14 protein-coding genes are annotated in these 16,424 nt (G+C 54.8%); 11 read left to right on the top strand and 3 right to left on the bottom strand.

Annotated elements, in window-relative coordinates:
- The first annotated feature begins 100 nt into the window (after positions 1-100).
- From CRD18_RS00610 to CRD18_RS00595, 4 genes are all read left to right on the top strand, one after another.
- Positions 101-1,507 (top strand): acyl-CoA dehydrogenase family protein, encoded by a 1,407-nt coding sequence (locus CRD18_RS00610; protein ID WP_048731769.1) that lies wholly within the window; start codon positions 101-103, stop codon positions 1,505-1,507.
- A gap of 42 nt (positions 1,508-1,549) precedes the next feature.
- Positions 1,550-2,761 (top strand): acyl-CoA dehydrogenase family protein, encoded by a 1,212-nt coding sequence (locus CRD18_RS00605; RefSeq protein ID WP_016421475.1) that lies wholly within the window; start codon positions 1,550-1,552, stop codon positions 2,759-2,761.
- Positions 2,762-2,980: 219 nt separating this feature from the next.
- Positions 2,981-4,438 (top strand): metallophosphoesterase family protein, encoded by a 1,458-nt coding sequence (locus CRD18_RS00600; RefSeq protein WP_048731772.1) that lies wholly within the window; start codon positions 2,981-2,983, stop codon positions 4,436-4,438.
- 149 nt (positions 4,439-4,587) lie between these two features.
- Positions 4,588-5,415, top strand: coding sequence for a hypothetical protein (locus tag CRD18_RS00595; RefSeq protein WP_038626626.1), 828 nt, complete (start codon positions 4,588-4,590; stop codon positions 5,413-5,415).
- 112 nt (positions 5,416-5,527) lie between these two features.
- Here the strand turns inward: CRD18_RS00595 and CRD18_RS00590 are convergent, their stop codons facing one another.
- The gene (locus CRD18_RS00590) at positions 5,528-7,246 is read right to left on the bottom strand and encodes an AMP-binding protein (RefSeq protein ID WP_038626623.1); all 1,719 of its coding nucleotides are present in this window, start codon (positions 7,244-7,246) and stop codon (positions 5,528-5,530) included.
- 373 nt (positions 7,247-7,619) lie between these two features.
- Here CRD18_RS00590 and CRD18_RS00585 point away from each other — a divergent pair, with 373 nt between their 5' ends.
- A complete protein-coding gene (locus CRD18_RS00585; RefSeq protein WP_160310025.1) occupies positions 7,620-7,757 on the top strand; it encodes a hypothetical protein in 138 nt (45 codons plus the stop codon).
- A 110-nt stretch (positions 7,758-7,867) separates the two neighbouring features.
- Here the strand turns inward: CRD18_RS00585 and CRD18_RS00580 are convergent, their stop codons facing one another.
- Together CRD18_RS00580 and CRD18_RS00575 are read right to left on the bottom strand one after the other, a co-directional pair.
- Positions 7,868-8,581, bottom strand: a complete 714-nt coding sequence (locus CRD18_RS00580) for a hypothetical protein (RefSeq protein ID WP_049171884.1) — start codon at positions 8,579-8,581, stop codon at positions 7,868-7,870.
- A gap of 2 nt (positions 8,582-8,583) precedes the next feature.
- A complete protein-coding gene (locus tag CRD18_RS00575) occupies positions 8,584-9,333 on the bottom strand; it encodes a hypothetical protein (RefSeq protein WP_222865188.1) in 750 nt (249 codons plus the stop codon).
- A 192-nt stretch (positions 9,334-9,525) separates the two neighbouring features.
- On the opposite strand from CRD18_RS00575, the gene CRD18_RS00570 reads away from it, so the two are divergent.
- The 6 genes from CRD18_RS00570 (at position 9,526) to CRD18_RS00545 (ending at position 16,388) form a co-directional block, all read left to right on the top strand.
- Positions 9,526-10,284 (top strand): hypothetical protein, encoded by a 759-nt coding sequence (locus CRD18_RS00570; protein ID WP_016421468.1) that lies wholly within the window; start codon positions 9,526-9,528, stop codon positions 10,282-10,284.
- On the top strand, positions 10,281-11,582 hold the full coding sequence (locus tag CRD18_RS00565) for a hypothetical protein (RefSeq protein WP_187406433.1): 1,302 nt from the start codon (positions 10,281-10,283) through the stop codon (positions 11,580-11,582). Before CRD18_RS00570 ends, CRD18_RS00565 begins: the two co-directional genes overlap by 4 nt.
- Complete coding sequence (locus CRD18_RS00560) at positions 11,569-12,468, top strand: hypothetical protein (protein ID WP_016421466.1); 900 nt, start codon at positions 11,569-11,571, stop codon at positions 12,466-12,468. The genes CRD18_RS00565 and CRD18_RS00560 overlap by 14 nt, the downstream gene beginning before the upstream one ends.
- A 115-nt stretch (positions 12,469-12,583) precedes the next feature.
- Complete coding sequence (locus CRD18_RS00555) at positions 12,584-14,203, top strand: Hsp70 family protein (RefSeq protein WP_016421465.1); 1,620 nt, start codon at positions 12,584-12,586, stop codon at positions 14,201-14,203.
- Complete coding sequence (locus CRD18_RS00550) at positions 14,203-14,796, top strand: hypothetical protein (RefSeq protein WP_016421464.1); 594 nt, start codon at positions 14,203-14,205, stop codon at positions 14,794-14,796. Before CRD18_RS00555 ends, CRD18_RS00550 begins: the two co-directional genes overlap by 1 nt.
- Positions 14,793-16,388: a serine/threonine-protein kinase gene (locus CRD18_RS00545; protein WP_016421463.1), complete on the top strand. Its 1,596-nt coding sequence runs from the start codon at positions 14,793-14,795 to the stop codon at positions 16,386-16,388. The genes CRD18_RS00550 and CRD18_RS00545 overlap by 4 nt, the downstream gene beginning before the upstream one ends.
- The last annotated feature ends 36 nt before the right edge of the window (positions 16,389-16,424 follow it).

Genomic DNA, 16,424 nt, shown 5'->3' with positions numbered 1-16,424 from the left:
TCTGTTACTTGGCAATGTTTTTTCAATTCTTGTGACAACGGTCACGTGATTGTTTTATTGTTATGCCAGTAATAGTTCTGACTCGAAAGGCCATGATCACATGAGCGAGAAGAAGAACCGCGAAGATTCGACTGTCGGCCGCAATAACCCTGGTCGCGACGCTATCGGAGCGGCAATGCGGTTCATCACGTCGATTACTGGTTCGGACTTCGCCCAGAAGTACGACCTTCAGCCAAAGATCGACCGCGTGGTGTACCAGTCCACCAAGTCCGGTTTTAAGACCCTTGGTGCCGCGAACCGTCAGTTTAAGAAGATTTCCGGTTCCGGTAAGCCGGAGCGTCCGGCTGAGGAAGCCCAGGCTGCACAGGAGGCCGCAGCCGAGGAGAAGGCAAAGAAGCTCTTCGACCTCACCCCGACCGAGGATCAGCAGATGATCGTCGAGACGGTTAAGGAGTTTGCTGAGTCGCGCTTGCGCGAGGCTGCTTACAAGTCCGACCACGAGGCAACTCCCCCGGAGAATCTCGTCTCTGAGGCTTCTGAGCTGGGCGTCACTATGATCAACGTCCCGGAGGCTTTCGAGGGCATCGCTACCGGCGAGGACGTCACCACCAACGCGCTGGTCGCGGAGGCTCTGTCCTACGGTGACATGGGTCTGGCTCTGGCAGTGCTGGCTCCGGCCGGTGTCGCTGCCACCCTGACCGCTCACGGCTCCGACTCGCAGCAGAAGACCTACCTGCCGGCATTCGCTGGCGAGAACGTCCCGGCCGCCGCTGTTGTTCTCGCAGAGCCGCGCCCGCTTTTCGACGCACGCAAGCCTGAAACCACCGCAAAGCGCGAGGGCGATTCGCTGGTCCTCAACGGTGTTAAGTCCTTCGTTCCGAACGCCGGCGCAGCTGAGCTGTTCATCATCGGTGTTGAGCTCGAGGGTAAGCCGGCTCTGGTTATCGTTGAGTCCGACACTGAAGGTCTCCACGTTGAGGCTGACCCGTCCATGGGTCTGCGCGGTGCCGCAATGGGTCGCGTCATCCTGAAGGATGTCAAGGTTCCGGCCGAGAACATTCTCGGCGGCGCTAGCACCTCGGCTGCAGACCGTGAAGAGGCATACCTCGACATTCTGCGTCGTTCCCGCCTCGGCTGGGCAGCTCTTGCAATGGGTACTTCTCAGGCAGTTCTCGACTACGTCATTCCTTACGTCAATGAGCGTCAGGCATTCGGCGAGCCGATTTCCCACCGCCAGGCAGTGGCCTTCATGGTCGCCGACATCAAGATTGAGCTCGATGGTCTCCGCATGATTACTCTCCGCGGTGCTTCCCGCGCTGACCAGGGTCGCGGCTTCGCTCGCGAGGCAGCTCTGGCTAAGACCTTCGCCACTGAAAAGGGTATGAAGATTGGTTCCGACGGTGTGCAGCTGCTCGGTGGCCACGGCTTCACCAAGGAGCACCCGGTTGAGCGTTGGTACCGTGACCTCCGCGCAATTGGTGTCGCCGAAGGCATCGTCGTTCTGTAAACCGCTAGATACTTCAGCCGAAAAGAATTAAGAGGAAAGAAAATGATTAACCTCGAACTGCCGAAGTTCCTCAAGGCGGGCGCGTCCCAGTCGCATCAGGCCGCCGCTGAGATCTTCCGACCGATTTCCCGTAAGTACGATCTCGCTGAGCACGAGTACCCGAAGGAACTCGACACCCTTGCCTCCATGATGGACGGCATGGCAGATGGTGGCCGTGGCTTCTCCGGTGCTTCCGGTGGACGTGGTGACGATAAGAAGCCGAAGCGCACCGGTGTAAAAAACGGTGGCAACATGGCTTCGCTGCTCAACGTTATTGAGACCTGCTGGGGTGACGTGGGTCTGACCCTGTCCCTGCCGTACCAGGGTCTAGGTAACGCAGCTATCGCAGCTGTTGCTACCGATGAGCAGCTGGAGGCTTTCGGTAAGACCTGGGCTTCCATGGCAATTACCGAGCCGTCCTTCGGTTCTGACTCCTCCGCAGTTTCCACCACCGCCAAGCTCGATGGTGATGAGTACGTCATCAACGGTGAGAAGATCTTCGTCACTGCTGGTGAGCGTTCCGACTCCGTCGTTGTGTGGGCGACCCTGGACAAGTCCAAGGGCCGTGCTGCCATCAAGTCCTTCCTGGTGAAGAAGGGCACTCCGGGCTTCACCGTTGAGCGCCTGGAGGAGAAGCTGGGTATTCGTTCCTCGGATACCGCAGTGCTCCGCCTGGACAATGTCCGCGTTCCGAAGGAGAACCTGCTGGGTTCCCCGGACATTGATGTTAAGAAGTCCTTCGCCGGCGCAATGGCGACCTTCGACAACACTCGTCCGCTGGTTGCGGGTATGGCCATCGGCGTCTCCCGTGCTTCGCTGGAAGAGCTGCGTCGCATCCTGGAAGAGGCTGGCATCGAGATTGACTACGATGCACCGGCACACACCCAGAGCGCTGCTGCAGCTGAGTACCTGAAGCTGGAGTCCGATTGGGAGGCTGCATACCTCCTGGCTCTGCGCGCTGCGTGGATGGCTGACAACAAGCAGCCGAACACTCTGGAAGCTTCCGAGTGTAAGGCCAAGGCCGGCCGTGCAGGCACCGAGATTTGCCTCCGTGCCGTTCAGCTGGCAGGTACCTTCGGTTACTCTGAGCGTAACCTGCTGGAGAAGTGGTCCCGCGACGTCAAGATCCTGGACATCTTCGAAGGTACCCAGCAGATTCAGCAGCTGGTCGTTGCTCGCCGCACCCTGGGCCTGTCCTCCAAGGAACTGAAGTAGTTACAGTTTCAGAGCAATCTACATACTGGTGAGCCGGTAAAAGCTCACAAAGATGCTCAAGCCACATTTTCCTAAAACACCGTCCTGCCATGACTTGGTAGGCGGTGTTTTATTTTGCGCTGTTTTGGCCGTGTGTCTCTTGTCGTTGCGTTCCTATTTTTCTGAGATTAGAGGGAGAGTTCATCTAATTTTCATCTTTAGGTTCTAGGCTTATTTGCCATGAGCATTTCCCGCCGGGCCTACCTCTCTGTTGCAACTCTTGCTGCAAGTTCAATGGCCGTCGCGAAAACCTCGGGAGCGTACGGCCTTGAGTACGTCACGTCGGGTCTGGGGCTTACCCAGTCGGATTCCAAGTCGTGGCAGGTACTGGCTAGCGACTTGGAGGTCATCACTGTCACAGACACGTCAGTGGCATTTACATGGGCAACATATGCTCCGGGAGTGCAGACAGCGTATGGCTTCATTAAGCCGACCGTTCCTTCGGATGAGCGGGTGCTGCTTGGTCCTGCGGATTCAACGCAGTTAGAGCTCGTGCACGAGGGGTACTCAGAGTCGGGCTACCACCATGTGGTCATTGACGGGTTGGAGCCGGGACGGGAGTACCGCTTTGAGTGCTGGTCACACAACTGTCGCGCGGTTCCGTCGCTGAATATCACCATGAGCAAAACGGCACCGGAGAAGACAGGCGTCGTAAGCACTCTGCCAGCGCTGGAGGGTGCACATTTGGCGACGTTCGCGCTGACGAATGACACACACATTGGTAAGCCCAATCATGACGGCATTCGCATTGGCAACCTCGGTCTTTCCTCCGGTCCGGGAGAGCAGCCTTTTGCCTCTATGCAATTGCAGGGTCTGGTGGACACGGTAAAGGCTGCCGGGTTAGACACTCTCGTCATCAATGGCGATTGCACGGATAGCAACCGCCCTGAGGAGTATGACGAACTCATCAGGGTTTTGGATACTTTCGGTGAGTTTGGGAAAAACTGGTTTGTCACCCGTGGTAATCACGATGTGCACCCGCCCGGGCTACCCAATATCAATGGTTTCCGGGGACGCGGAATCCGCAAAGGCAAGACCGCGGTTCCGGATTACTTCAGCCAGCGTCTTGTGCCGACGCAGCAGCACTGGTCGACTCGCGTCGGCGAAGTGCGCCTCATCGGTGTTGATACCGCCGAGTTTGGTTATGCAGGTGGACGTATTAATGAGCGGCAGATGCGTGCATTGCGTGCCGAACTCGCAGACGATCCAGAGCGTCCGACAATTTTGTTTGCGCATCACCCGTTTACTCAGGATGCGGTGCGTTCGCATTTCGGTGGTGAGGCATTCATGGTCGAGGCGCAGCAGGCCAAGATTTTTCAGGAGATTCTGGCCGCCACGCCGGGTGCCAAAGGCGTGTTCGCTGGTCATACGCACCGCAGCCGCCGTGGTATCGCTGACTACGGGGATACGGACTTCTGTGAGCGGGGTGCGGCACTCGGCTATCCGGGTGGATACACACAGATTCGAGTTCACACTGACGGTTACCAAATTAGCTACCACCGCACTACGACACCTCAGTCTCTGTCCTGGTCAACGAAGACTCGTTGGTCGATGTTCGGGTTGGAGCCAGAGTTTATGCTGGGAAAGATCTCCGATCGGAACTACGTCAATTTCTTCAAGAACAAAGTGCCACTCTGAGCTAGTGCTAGCTTCTAGCAGGGTACGCTGGGCAACGCATAGTGTTAATGGAAAATACGTAGTGGCAAGTTCCGCTGTGGGCGAAGTCGCAAGCCACCACGTTATTGGCCGAGCACAAGTGTGGCTCTGAAGTAATAAGGAATTTAGCGATGACCGACCAGTACAACCCGCGTTCGTCCTCCCCGCAGGATTGGGAGCAGGACGGTTATGCAACATCTGCCTGGGAGCAGCCGCAGGGTGGGGCTCAAGACGAGTACCAGCCTCAGTACCAGTACCAGTCGCAGGGGCCGAACCAGGGAGGTTCACCCCAGCAGTATCCGGCTTATCAGCAGGCTCCGGTACCTGAGCAGAAGAGCAACAACGGTCTGTACGTGGTTTTGGGCATCGTCGGTGTCGCACTTGCAGCGGTCGCCGGTATCGGTGGCGCGTACTACCTGAATAATTCCTCCGATAATTCCCCGCAGTCTCCCGATACGGTTGCGGCAGGGGACTCGTCGTCAAGCACTGCGTCCCCGGCGCCGGTGGAGACGTACACGGAAACCTATACCCAGACCGTCGAGCCGGAAACGACGAAGCAGCCGGAGAGCAGCGCTCCTACCACTACGCAGCGGGGAAATTTTGGTCTTCGCGCGTTCGGTATGAATCGCGATGATATCGATGCCAAAGGTTGGGTTGGCAGTACCGCTCGCTGCTCGGGTGGGTATTACGCGCGTGTGTTGGCGGAGACTTCTTCGGGTAAGGCCGTGATTTGTGAGAACTCCAATAACCGCCAGCAGCGCCATTACATTGGTGACTTCGGTGAGATTTCGGATACCCCGGATGCGTACACAGTAGATAGTTTCTCCGGGAACCGTGCTGTCGCGAAAAATGGTGGCTACACGTATACCGTCACTCCGAATGCGGTAACCGTGACCCAGGACGGCGAAGAGATTTTCCGTGAGCCCGTCACGGACTACGGTGTTTTGAACGCTGGCTAATCAGCTCTAGTTCTTCCTAGGACACGCAAAAAGGACGCGGTAACTTCCATAACGGAAGTTTTTACCGCGTCCTTTTCGTGTCTGCCGTTCGCTTTACGACGGTCCCTGCGCCCTAAGCCACCTTCTCCTCGGTGACATTCTCCCACGGCTTCGGCAGGTGGCGAGGAACCACCTTGCCGACTGCGTTGCGTGGCAGTTCATCGAGGAACACGGTCTCGCGCGGAACGGCGAATCGGCTGAGGCGCTGCTTGACGTATGTGCGAATCTGCTCATTGGTCAGGGCGCGGCCCTCAGGGGAGTCGTCGCGGACAACCCAGGCGACCAGGGCCTGACCGAAGCGCTCATCCGGGACACCTGCGACTGCGCACTCGCGGATACCCTCGAGCTGGCTGAGTGCATCTTCGGTCTGGCGTGGGAAGACGTTCTCGCCACCGGAGACAATCATGTCGTCCTCGCGACCGGAGATGTAGAGCAAGCCGTTTTCCATGCGACCCAGGTCACCGGTACAGACCATGCCGTCAATGACCTGCTTGTCCGCGCCCGGGCGGGTGTAGCCCTCGTACAACATGTTGTTGCCGACGAAGATTCGACCGGTCTCGCCGTCGGCGACGCGGTTGCCGTCTTCGTCGAGAATCTGGACACGAGTGCCCAGCGGTGCGCGACCAGCTGTGGTTGGGTTTGCCTTGAGCTCATCCGGGTTAGCAATGGTTGCCCAGCTGACCTCCGTGGAACCGTACTGGTTGTAGAGAACCGGCCCGAAGCGCTCGAGGGTCTTGGTGACAATTCCCTCTGGAATAGCCGAACCGCAGGATGCGATGACCTTTAGCGATGTCGCGCCGATGTCGTAGTTGTCCGGGAGAATCTCAATCATGCGCTGCAGCATGGTCGGCACCAGGAAGATGGTGTGCGGAGAGTGCTGCTCGATAATGCGCAGGCTGTCGGCTGGATCGAACTTGCGGCGCATAATCATGGTGGAACGCAGTGCGATGCACAGCTGCGCAGTCGCGAATCCCCAGGTGTGGAACAGCGGAGCCGCAAGGTAAGCCGGGCGACGCTGACGCAGAGGAATTCGGCTCATGATGGAAGATGCCGGCATCCAGCTGCGCGGCTCCGGACGCTTGGCACCCTTTGGAGTGCCGGTGGTTCCGGAAGTCAGAATAATAACGCGGCCACGGCGCGGGCGGGTTGGCAGCTCGGCGGTCGGCCACTTTGCCGGCGGTGCTGTCTTCAGCATCTCCTGCATGGAGGTCCAGCCCTCGCGAACGCAGGAGGTGTCACCGTAGTTTTCAAACCACGACACGGCGACCGGGCACTCATCGAAGTCCTCCGGCAGCATGTGAGTGAATTCCTCATCAATGAACAGGAAGTCAATCTTCTGTTCACGAATTACGGCCAGAGTCTGCTCGGCGGAGGCGCCGGTATTGAGCAGCACCAGGTCGGTGCCGAGACGACCGTGGGCACACAGAGCCATAATGAAACCGCGGTGGTTGCGAGCCAGCACACCGATGCGGTCGCGCTGCTGAATATCGCCGTGACGGAGTGCTCGCGCCAGGGCAGTGGAGCGCTCGTGCAGCTCCTCGTAGGTCAGCGAGCCGCCATCATCAATAATCGCAGTGTGGTGCGGATCGCGGCCGGCTGCAATGCCGAGGAGACCAGCTGGCAGGAAGTCCCAGCGGTAGATGGAACTTAATGCCTTACCAGCCGCGCCGGGCCCCATCGAGCCGAGGACGCCAGCCTGAGTCACCGGTGCGAGTCCGAGAACGAGGTCCGAGGTAGCTCGCGAAGCTTTGCGCACCTTATTGAGAATCGAGGTCTGTGGATTAGATGTCATAGTCACTCATCTTCCGTGGTTCATGTCCTGTGGTCTTCGGAGAGGCCTAATCAGGCGAAACCTCATCGGTAGGACTGCCGATTTAGTTTCTTTTACAGTAAGAATAAGTGTCCTAGGTCACTTTTGCGTAGCTTTTTGCAAAATTTTTTTATCAGAAACGAATAGTTGTGAAGATATGTGGCGTGACCAGTGAAGATAGTCAAGTATCAGTTCTCTTTCGCAGCTCAATGGGTGCTGACCTTAGCCGGGGAGGGGTTCTGGTTTGGATCTGATTCTTTTGGGGAAAGCTCCTGAAACCTGTTCTTATCCAGTTGCGCTCTCGACTCGGTGGCGAAGGGCGAACCTATCCGATACGACTCCAGTCCAGACCACTATGGTGACGTCGACTGAGGAGCTGGACGATGATCGCGATGACATTGATGACACGGATGATGACCGTGACGATGGCATGGACGACGATGATCACGATGACTTTGATGACGACGATGACGATGACCGCGTGAACAATTAGTTTTCTAATCGGCACCGTAGATTTTGTGAATCATCGGCCCCCCACGTAACCCATGAACCCCCGCTCACTAGTGAGCGGGGGTTCATGGGCGTTTATGGCAGGGACGCTATTTATTGTCCTGCGGTGTCCTGTGCCATATTCTGCTTAGCGGCATGGCTGACATTGTCGGCGATATCTGTTGACAGTTGTTCGGCATCATCCCACGGGCCAGAATTGGATACCCACACATTGAGCTGTATATGCCCGGTTCGGATGGTTTCTAGGTATCCGTCCTGGTCGTTAATGGTAGATGCACGAGACTGGGCGTCTTCGTCTGCTCCACCAACAAGAATGAGAATTGTTCCATTGGAATCTTCAAAGTTGTAGCCACAGCCAATACCTAAGTCCTTCACGCTAGTCGGCACAGCGTGAGTCTCTTCCGGCATGTAGTCGCCAGCATCACAGACGTTAAGCCAGCTGAGCGCCATTTTGTAGTAATAGGAGGCTATGGAGGCCTGGTCGGAATTGGTGTTCTTGTCTTCCAATTCCGAGTTTGCTTCTTCCAGCTCATCAATCTTTGCTTGCAGCTCGCTTTCCCGCTCCTCTGCCTGCTGTTGAAACGAGTAAATCTCTTCACTCGCGCTTGCAAGTTCGGACTCAGCATTCTTACCGCCCATGGCAAACCCCGCCGCGCCGGCAACAATCACTCCGACTGCGCCGAGGATGAGCGGCAGCGTCAAAGGTTTACTCTTTCCGGACTTAGTGCCGGAAGCTCTCTCCGACACTTTCTCGGAAGTGCCCGACTGGTTGCTATTCCACGGATCGATGGGTTCGTGAGCGTTCATTTTTAACCGACTACCTTCACCTTCTGTGCGATTGTGATTGGTTCGAATCCTGGCTGCTGAGCTGTCACAGCAACGATGTATTCACCGGGTTCTGTAAATGTTGCGTAGGCCTTCTCCCCAAACCGGCGAACGATCTGGCAAGGAGTATGTTGTCCAGTCACACCTGCGCTGGCACTTGCAGTCGGTTTGCCCTCAGAATCGTAGACATCCACCTTGTTTTCACAGGTTTCCGTACCACCAGACTGGCTGAAATTCCACAGCAACCTCGCGTTTGCTTCGCCATCAACCAGGGGATAGGTCAACAGGCTATTGGCCCCCTCGAAGGGAAGCGTGATCCGAGCAGTGTCGAAGCCGCCCAATTCTTTCTGGTGAGCAGTTGCGTCAATCTTGACGTTTTGGCGCTTGGCACTGCCGGGCTCCATGCCGCCAATTTTGGTCAGCTCCATCGAGCTATTCAGCGTTACTGCACCGGAGTCGGCATCCGAGTCTGAAAGTTCGCTGTTGGGAGAATTCTTATCCTGCGAACTGTTGGCATATTCCTGCTCTGGCTCTTCCGACCCGGTCGAGCTCTCAATCGAGCTAGGAGTTTCGGATTGTGCATCAGAAGCAGGGGACGTTTCTGTAACTGTCACCACCGCGGGGGACTCCGGGACAGCGTTGTTAGTGGGCATACCTGAGCAGCCAACCAGAGTCAGGGTAGCAGCGGCGGCTGCCACAGCTAAAACGTGCTTTGAATGAAACTGGGATGTCATGGGCGTTAAAAACCTCCGAGTTAAGCGCCGAATAAGCGTTTTCTTCATCTGCTTGACGACGCTATAGCGGAGGCCTCAGAAGCGGTACGGGAGTTCTCCCGGTGACTTTCACTACCCGTGCAGGTTTAACTAAATCCTGTCGGGTTCAGCGAATTAATCGTTGGACAAAAGATTGAGGGAAAGAACCGTTTAATGAACCTCCAACAGCTGAAAGATGTGGCCAAAAGCTACTTCTCAAAAACCACAGATATTGTGAAGGGTGTTCCAGATCGTACTAAAGGTTGGCGCGGTGATTTGGAGGATCAAGGAATTATTCCAAACCGTGTTGGTGTAGATCAAGAAGGTCGTATCATTCCGCCATTTTTTGTTTGGTGGGCACCCTGGATGTTTCGAGTCGTACTCATTATCGCCGGATTCATAATTGGCGGAATTTTGGAATCCATCAATAGTGGGCCATATCCAGATACGGCGATGTTGATTCCATTCGCCATGGGGTTTGCGATGTGGTTCTTGCGAAATCAGACTAGTTGGATTCCCGGCCTCATTATCACGGTGCTGGCAGTCACCGCAGCATCGCTTATGTCTAAAAGCGTCCTTATTTCGCTCGAAGCATTAATCCTTTTCGCTCTCGTAGTCCTAGTGGAATACATCTACGCTCGCGCCGCATTCGACTACAACACTGCCGCGGCGTTTGAAGAGATGAAGCAGGCGCTTTCCACCTACGGCACTGCCTATGAGCTTGAAGAACGAGAGGACACCAACGTCAACGGAGAGACTCTGACAACTGTCTCCGCGCTTGATTCGGGACGCCCTGCTAGGGCAATGATTCGACTGTTGCCGGAGCATGTAGACCCCGGATGGCTTATCGCAGTAGATCCCGCCAGGCGGTTTATGACAGGCCTATCTCCAGAACAGCGTGTTCGCATCAGTGAGATTCAGGAGCAGATGTGAGTCTGAATCCCGCAGTTCGAGACAACCTAGCTGGAAATCTATTTTCACCAGGCGCAGTGCCAACGGGCGCCAAGTTAGCTCAGCTGATTGCTGACATTCCCATGGGCGGAGATGCCTCTTCCTCGGATTTTTGGGAAGCGCGTGTCCGTTTAATTCGAGACCTGTTGTTCTTCGGTAAGCAGTCCCAGCGCGCACTGGACATTATCGATGAGCTGCACACCGAAGATTTTGTCGACGCAGTGCGAAAGAAGTTCGGTGTTTCTTTTCGACTTGTTCTCAAACGAGTACAGCGTCCTCAGTACTTCTTCACTGATGTGCAGATGAAGGCAGTTAAAGAGGGGTTCTTGAAGCCGTATGCAAAGGGCAGCGGAAAAGCGATTACCGAGCACGGGCTTGAAGAGTTCTTTGATCGGATATTGGTTCCAACGTCTAACCGCATGGAGCTCCGTGAATACGTCGACGTTGAAGATAGCCAGGAAATTGAGACTGGTCCGACGAACAACGCGGAGAAACGAGTCTGGGCGGCCTTTGATGAGGCCAGTAGTGCAAATACCGACATTCGGTCGATTGCAGATGTCATTGCGAACGGTTTTCGTGAACAGTCCGAAGGCTTTATTGACGGCAAACCGATCGATAGCGACATGCTGAAGAGTGCAACTAAATCCATCGGTGCGAGTTTTCGTACCGGCTCGCCAGAGGCTGAAACCCGCACCGGTCTTATTCGAAGGTTGCAAGCAGTCGATAATCCAGCGGATTTAGTGACTCGACATACTTTCGGTCTGCTTAACGACGAATCGTCGCTGGACCCAACGAGACTTCGTAAAGAATTGCAAATTGCTGAGGGAGCCTACTGTTCTAGTTCCGATTCGACAATTGAGAATCGCGTCCTTCAAAACGTCAATCGAGACGATGTCTTGAAGGCTGATACCGGAAGGGGAAAATCGGATTTTAAGACGCCCCATGCCGGTGAAGGGGATGCGATTGCCAAGGAGTTATTACGATTTCTTTCTCCATTTGTTGTGCTCGGTTTAATAGTGCAGTTCATGCAGGAGGGTAATGGATTTATTGCTGTACCGGTTCTGGCTATTTTTGTCGGTATCTTGTGGGCGTTGGTAAAGAAGCGAGTGGCAAAACGATGGATTGCTGTTTTTGGAATCGTATATTTCATTGCCATGGGGGTTATAAATGATAATTTCTATGAATTAGGATGGGTTCTATTTTCTATATTTATCATTACATTTGTGTCGATTGCCTATCTATTCGCTAAGGGGAAGGAATATAAAAATGGGGTTCTTTAATAACAAAAAGGATGAAAATAAAAGGTCGGTTAAACATTCAGACGGTCGTGCTGATGAGTATCAGGAACGAGATCCTAAGTATCCGGAGGTTGACTTCGGTGGAGCGCATAATTTCGCCCCGCTGCCGAATTTTGATGAGTCCTTCGGCCCCCGGGGCACGGTCGACAATGGTGATACCACAGGTCAGGAGCCGGTCGAGTATTCCGGAGATCCAAAACTAGACACCGACGAAGCTGCATGGTCCAAGGTTGAGAACGTCGAATTTGACGGTGTTGAATTTGGTGGTGCCGAGTTTGGCCATGATGAAGACACCGCGGAAGGAGTTCCAGCCCAGCAGGATTTTCCTCCCGCGACAGTGGAAGAGCTCCCAGAAACGGATGCTGAAAGTACCGCAGGTGTTGCGGCCGGGAACGTCGTAAAGCAGTTGGATTTGATTCAAACACGGCTGGACACAATGAACGCAGTATTGCGCTCTCAAAGTGAAGAGTTGGAAGCGCTGACTGATCGTCGTTGGTACGCCCAGTTGATGCCGCTGGCGGAAAAGTTGGCGGCCATCCATGACGGGATTTGCGCTGACCTTTCGCGGCTCGAAGAAACTACCGAAACTGATGGCAGTGACCTGTATTCGACCCTGGATTTCCTGCAGGACTCGATCGCAGATGCGCTTCAGTCCATGGGAGTGGCAATTACAGAGGCGAAGGTGGGCGATGCCTTTGATTCTTCAATTCACCGTCGTACCAAATTCGCGGATTCGGATAACCCCGCGCTGCACCGCACGCTGGCGCCATCACGACGAATCTCGCACTACTACACCTTCACCAGTTCTACCAGTCCAATTGTGGTGGCCAAGGCGCCGGTCACGGTGTACCGGCACAGCGGCAACTAGGCCAAAACTCGAGTCTGAACAGAGCACAGCTCGAGTCCGGCCAGCACACAACTAGAGCGCTGACACGGCAAAAGAAGTCAAGAATCCAACAGATTTCAGAATAAGGAGAAAAATCATGGCTGAACGTATTTACGGCATCGATCTGGGCACATCCAATAGCGCAATTTCCTACGTGGACTCACTGGGTGTTCCTGTCATTCAAGAAAACCTCGACGGAGATCTGTCGACACCAAGTGTGGTGTGGTTTGAATCGAAGGCCAATACCGTTGTCGGAAAGCTGGCACGTGAAGAGAAGCTCTTCAGCCCCAATGACGTCATCGAGCTGGTGAAGCGGAGCATCGGCACCGATAAGAAATGGAATTTCAGCGGGAAGGCGTATACCCCGGAGGAGATTTCTTCATTGATTTTGCGCTCGTTGGTTCCAGACGAAGCAGCTGACGACGAGATTTCGGCAGTTATTACTGTGCCGGCATATTTTGGTGCGAAGGAGCGCGAGGCAACTCGCAACGCAGGGCAGATTGCTAATTTCAATGTGTTGGAGCTGGTAGCAGAACCGGTTGCTGCGGCCCTCTACTACGACTCCAAGCAGCCTCTAAAGGACAAGACCTTGCTGGTGTATGACCTCGGAGGCGGTACATTCGATGCCACGATTGTGCAGGGGATTGACAACACCTTCCGGGTTATTGCCACCGACGGTGATGCTCGACTGGGCGGTGCTGACTGGGATAAGGCGCTTGGTGAATTTATCCTGGATAAATTCATTGAGCAGACTGGTGACGAGGAGGCGGAAAACGATGAGACCTTCGTCGCTAAGTTGCATGAGCAGACGGTGAACTGTAAAGAGGCGCTGAGTAATGCGGAAAGCGCCACTGTGCGACTTGCCAGTGACTCTGGTTCCCGCGCCAAGATTGCCGTTACCCGCGAAGACTTGGAGCGTGTCACGGCGCCATTGCTCGAGCAGACGGAGATTCCTTTGACCCGTGTATTGGAGACGGCAAAGGAAAAGGAGCCGGGACTGACAATTGATGAGGTCATCCTGGTGGGTGGATCTTCGCGAATGACCGCCGTAACCAAACTGGTGGAGCGTCTGACGGGTAAGAAGCCACTGTTGGTTGAGCCTGATCTAGCCGTTGCTAAGGGTGCTGCCCTTGCTGCGATGATCAGCAAGCTCGGGGGAGTGGTTAATGCTGAGTCCAGCCCTGCTGTCCAACAGCAGTCAATTGCGCAGATCGCGGCTGAGACAGGGATTGACGCCGGGCAGCTAGCCGCGCTGTCGGAGAAGAAGGTGGCAAATGTATTGCCAAAGTCGATTGGCATTCGAGTTGTCGATCATCTGAACAACCCGTACATCGACTATCTGGTCAACCAGAATGACATGATTCCCCTGTCTGAGCCGGTGGTCCGGGAGTATTCGACCGTAGCTGATGGCCAAGAGGAAGTAGATTTGACGCTGTATCAGCAGGCCAGTGACGTTCCATCCGAAGATGTCGCTCTCAATGACATCATTAGTGGATCGGAATCTATGCTGACAGGTATCCCGCCGTTGCCCAAGGGTCAGCCAATTCAGGTTAAGTTCTTTGTAGCAGCAGACGGCATGATTACCGTGGAAGGCACTCACGTTCCATCGGGTCGCTCAATCGAATCCCACGTGCGCATTGGTGTGATGAATGAGGAAGAGATTTCGGCTGCTCGCACGACGATGATGAAGGTTTCTGTCAGCCAAGGAGATAACTGATGACCGACGATCGCACTCTAATCCCGGGCGTCGATGACATTGACAGCGGTGCAAATTCCGATACTGATGGTCGAAATCGGAAGATTCTGCTGTTCGTGCTCGCCATTCTGGTTGTCGTCATCCTGGCAATGGTGGTCTGGATCCTAAATTTCCGCTCTAACCAGCAGGATAACGCCGACGGGTTGTTTGAAACCACTGAAAGCACCGAAGTGGAAGTCTCGCCGTCCTACTATGTGGGCGATGATCAGGAACCAACCTCGACTACAATCGCACCGCCTGCCGACGATCGGTTCGTAGACCCAGAGGTCTTAGCGTCGACCGTTGATCCGACGTGCCCGATGCTGCAGAGTGCCTGGTCAAACCAGGGCTCCGATATGGACTGTGAAGCATATTACGAGGTAGTGCGGGCGCTCAGTAAACAGCGGCAAGAGCAAGGAACACTGCCAAAGCAGACGACAATCGAGATTGAGTATGACGGTCAGCCACTGACGATGGAATGCCAAGAAGTTTCGCCTAATTATGATTGCCGCTCTGAGTCTGGGATTCAGATTATGGTGGGTAATCTCGATGGGTCTGGGCAACGGAACCGATGACTAATCTTCCCCAGGTAGGCGATATTTTTGAGGGCTACGAGGTTGAAGCTCTCATCGGTGCCGGCAATATGGGGACTGTTTTTCGAGTACGAAATCCCAAGCTGGGCCGAAACGAAGCACTGAAAATCGTCCCACTGCCGGAAGAGGCCAGTGCTTCTAAGCGAATGGAGGCACTGTTCCAGAACGAGGTTTCTATCGCAGCCACTGTTCACGTTCCCAACGTTGTGACCGTGTTCGATGGCGGGCGAGCCGGGAACCTGCTTTGGTTCACCATGACTCTTATTAGCGGTAATTCGTTGGGCGCTGAACTGGCCGAATATCCGCCGCGCACTTTCGATAAGAGCGAGGTCATGTCGATTGGTGTGGAGATTGCTACCGCGCTAGATCGGCTAGCAAAGCACGAACCAGCGGTGATTCATGGTGATGTAAAACCATCAAATATCGTCGTAGAGCGAGATTCGTCGGGGCTTGTGTTAAGCGCGACGCTTGTGGATTTCGGTGTATCAACCGCCACTGAAATCGACAGTGTTGGCGTGACCAATCGTGTTGCCGGCTCATTGCCCTACATGGCGCCAGAGATCTTCACTAAGGGTTGCATTAGTGCAGCTAGTGACGAGTATGCGTTTGCGTGCACGATATTCGAGCTGTTGCAGGGATATAAGGCATTTCCAGCTACTGACGCGGCCAGTGCGCGGCAATTGCACTGCGGTAAGCGACCGGTTACCAACCTCGGTGCGGTAGTTGATTCGGTCTTCGCCAAGGCGTTGGCGGTTGACGCCGATGAACGCTACGAATCCTGCAATGCGTTTATTAGCGATCTCATTGCTGCGCTAAATGGTGGTGCCGTCGAGGTTCGCAATCCGAAGAACCGGAAGAAAGCCCTTGCAGCGTTCTCCGTAGTGGCATGTCTAGGCCTTATTGGTGGTGGCATTGTTGTTGCCGAACGTAGCGGCATTGGAGATGGCGGTCTCTTTAGTGCCAAGCACTTGGCACAGCCAGTAGCTATCGGAGGTTCTGCGGAACCGATGCGACTTCGCGCTCCCGATTTGGCGAAGGGGCCTCGGATTCCGGTGGGTGACCGATGGACCCTTACGTCGTTAAGCGACGTCCCCATCGGTGAGAAGAGCTGGCAGGGGATTCAGCGGATGGGAACATTCAACGGTGCTGCATATCACGCGACGCAGTTTGCTTCGGCAGATGAATTCTTGCTGCCATTTCGCCACGGTATTGATGAGAAGAAGCCGATTGCAGAGGCTGAAAATGACAAATGGCGGGGTGAAATTCTGGATGCCGTGAGCAAGAACCGGTCAGTGGCTGAACCAGCTGGCTCTGAAGTGGTGAAACTGCGAATGGAGCCCGATGGTCGCCGGCTGGATGTCCTACAAACGTCAGGCTCATTTCAAGCTGTGAACAGCGAAGGTTCCGAGGCAACACGGCCGATTAATTACTGCTTGGTTCAGCCGGCGGAAAGTTCTGCGCCATCCAGTCCCGAAGTGCTTCGTCCGGTATTTGTCGTTTTGAGTGAAGGCGATCCTTGTCCTGCTGCCTATGACACGGTGGCGGCGTGGGCAATGCAAACCACGACGAATTAAGCGATAACGCCGAGAATATTTGTTATATTTCGGATA

It is taken from the genome of Corynebacterium sp. LK31 (assembly GCF_014335015.1).
Classification (GTDB): Bacteria; Actinomycetota; Actinomycetes; order Mycobacteriales; family Mycobacteriaceae; genus Corynebacterium; species Corynebacterium jeikeium_D.
The sequence above is the reverse complement of the archived record's forward strand: the minus strand, read 5'-3'. Positions and strand labels throughout refer to the sequence as shown.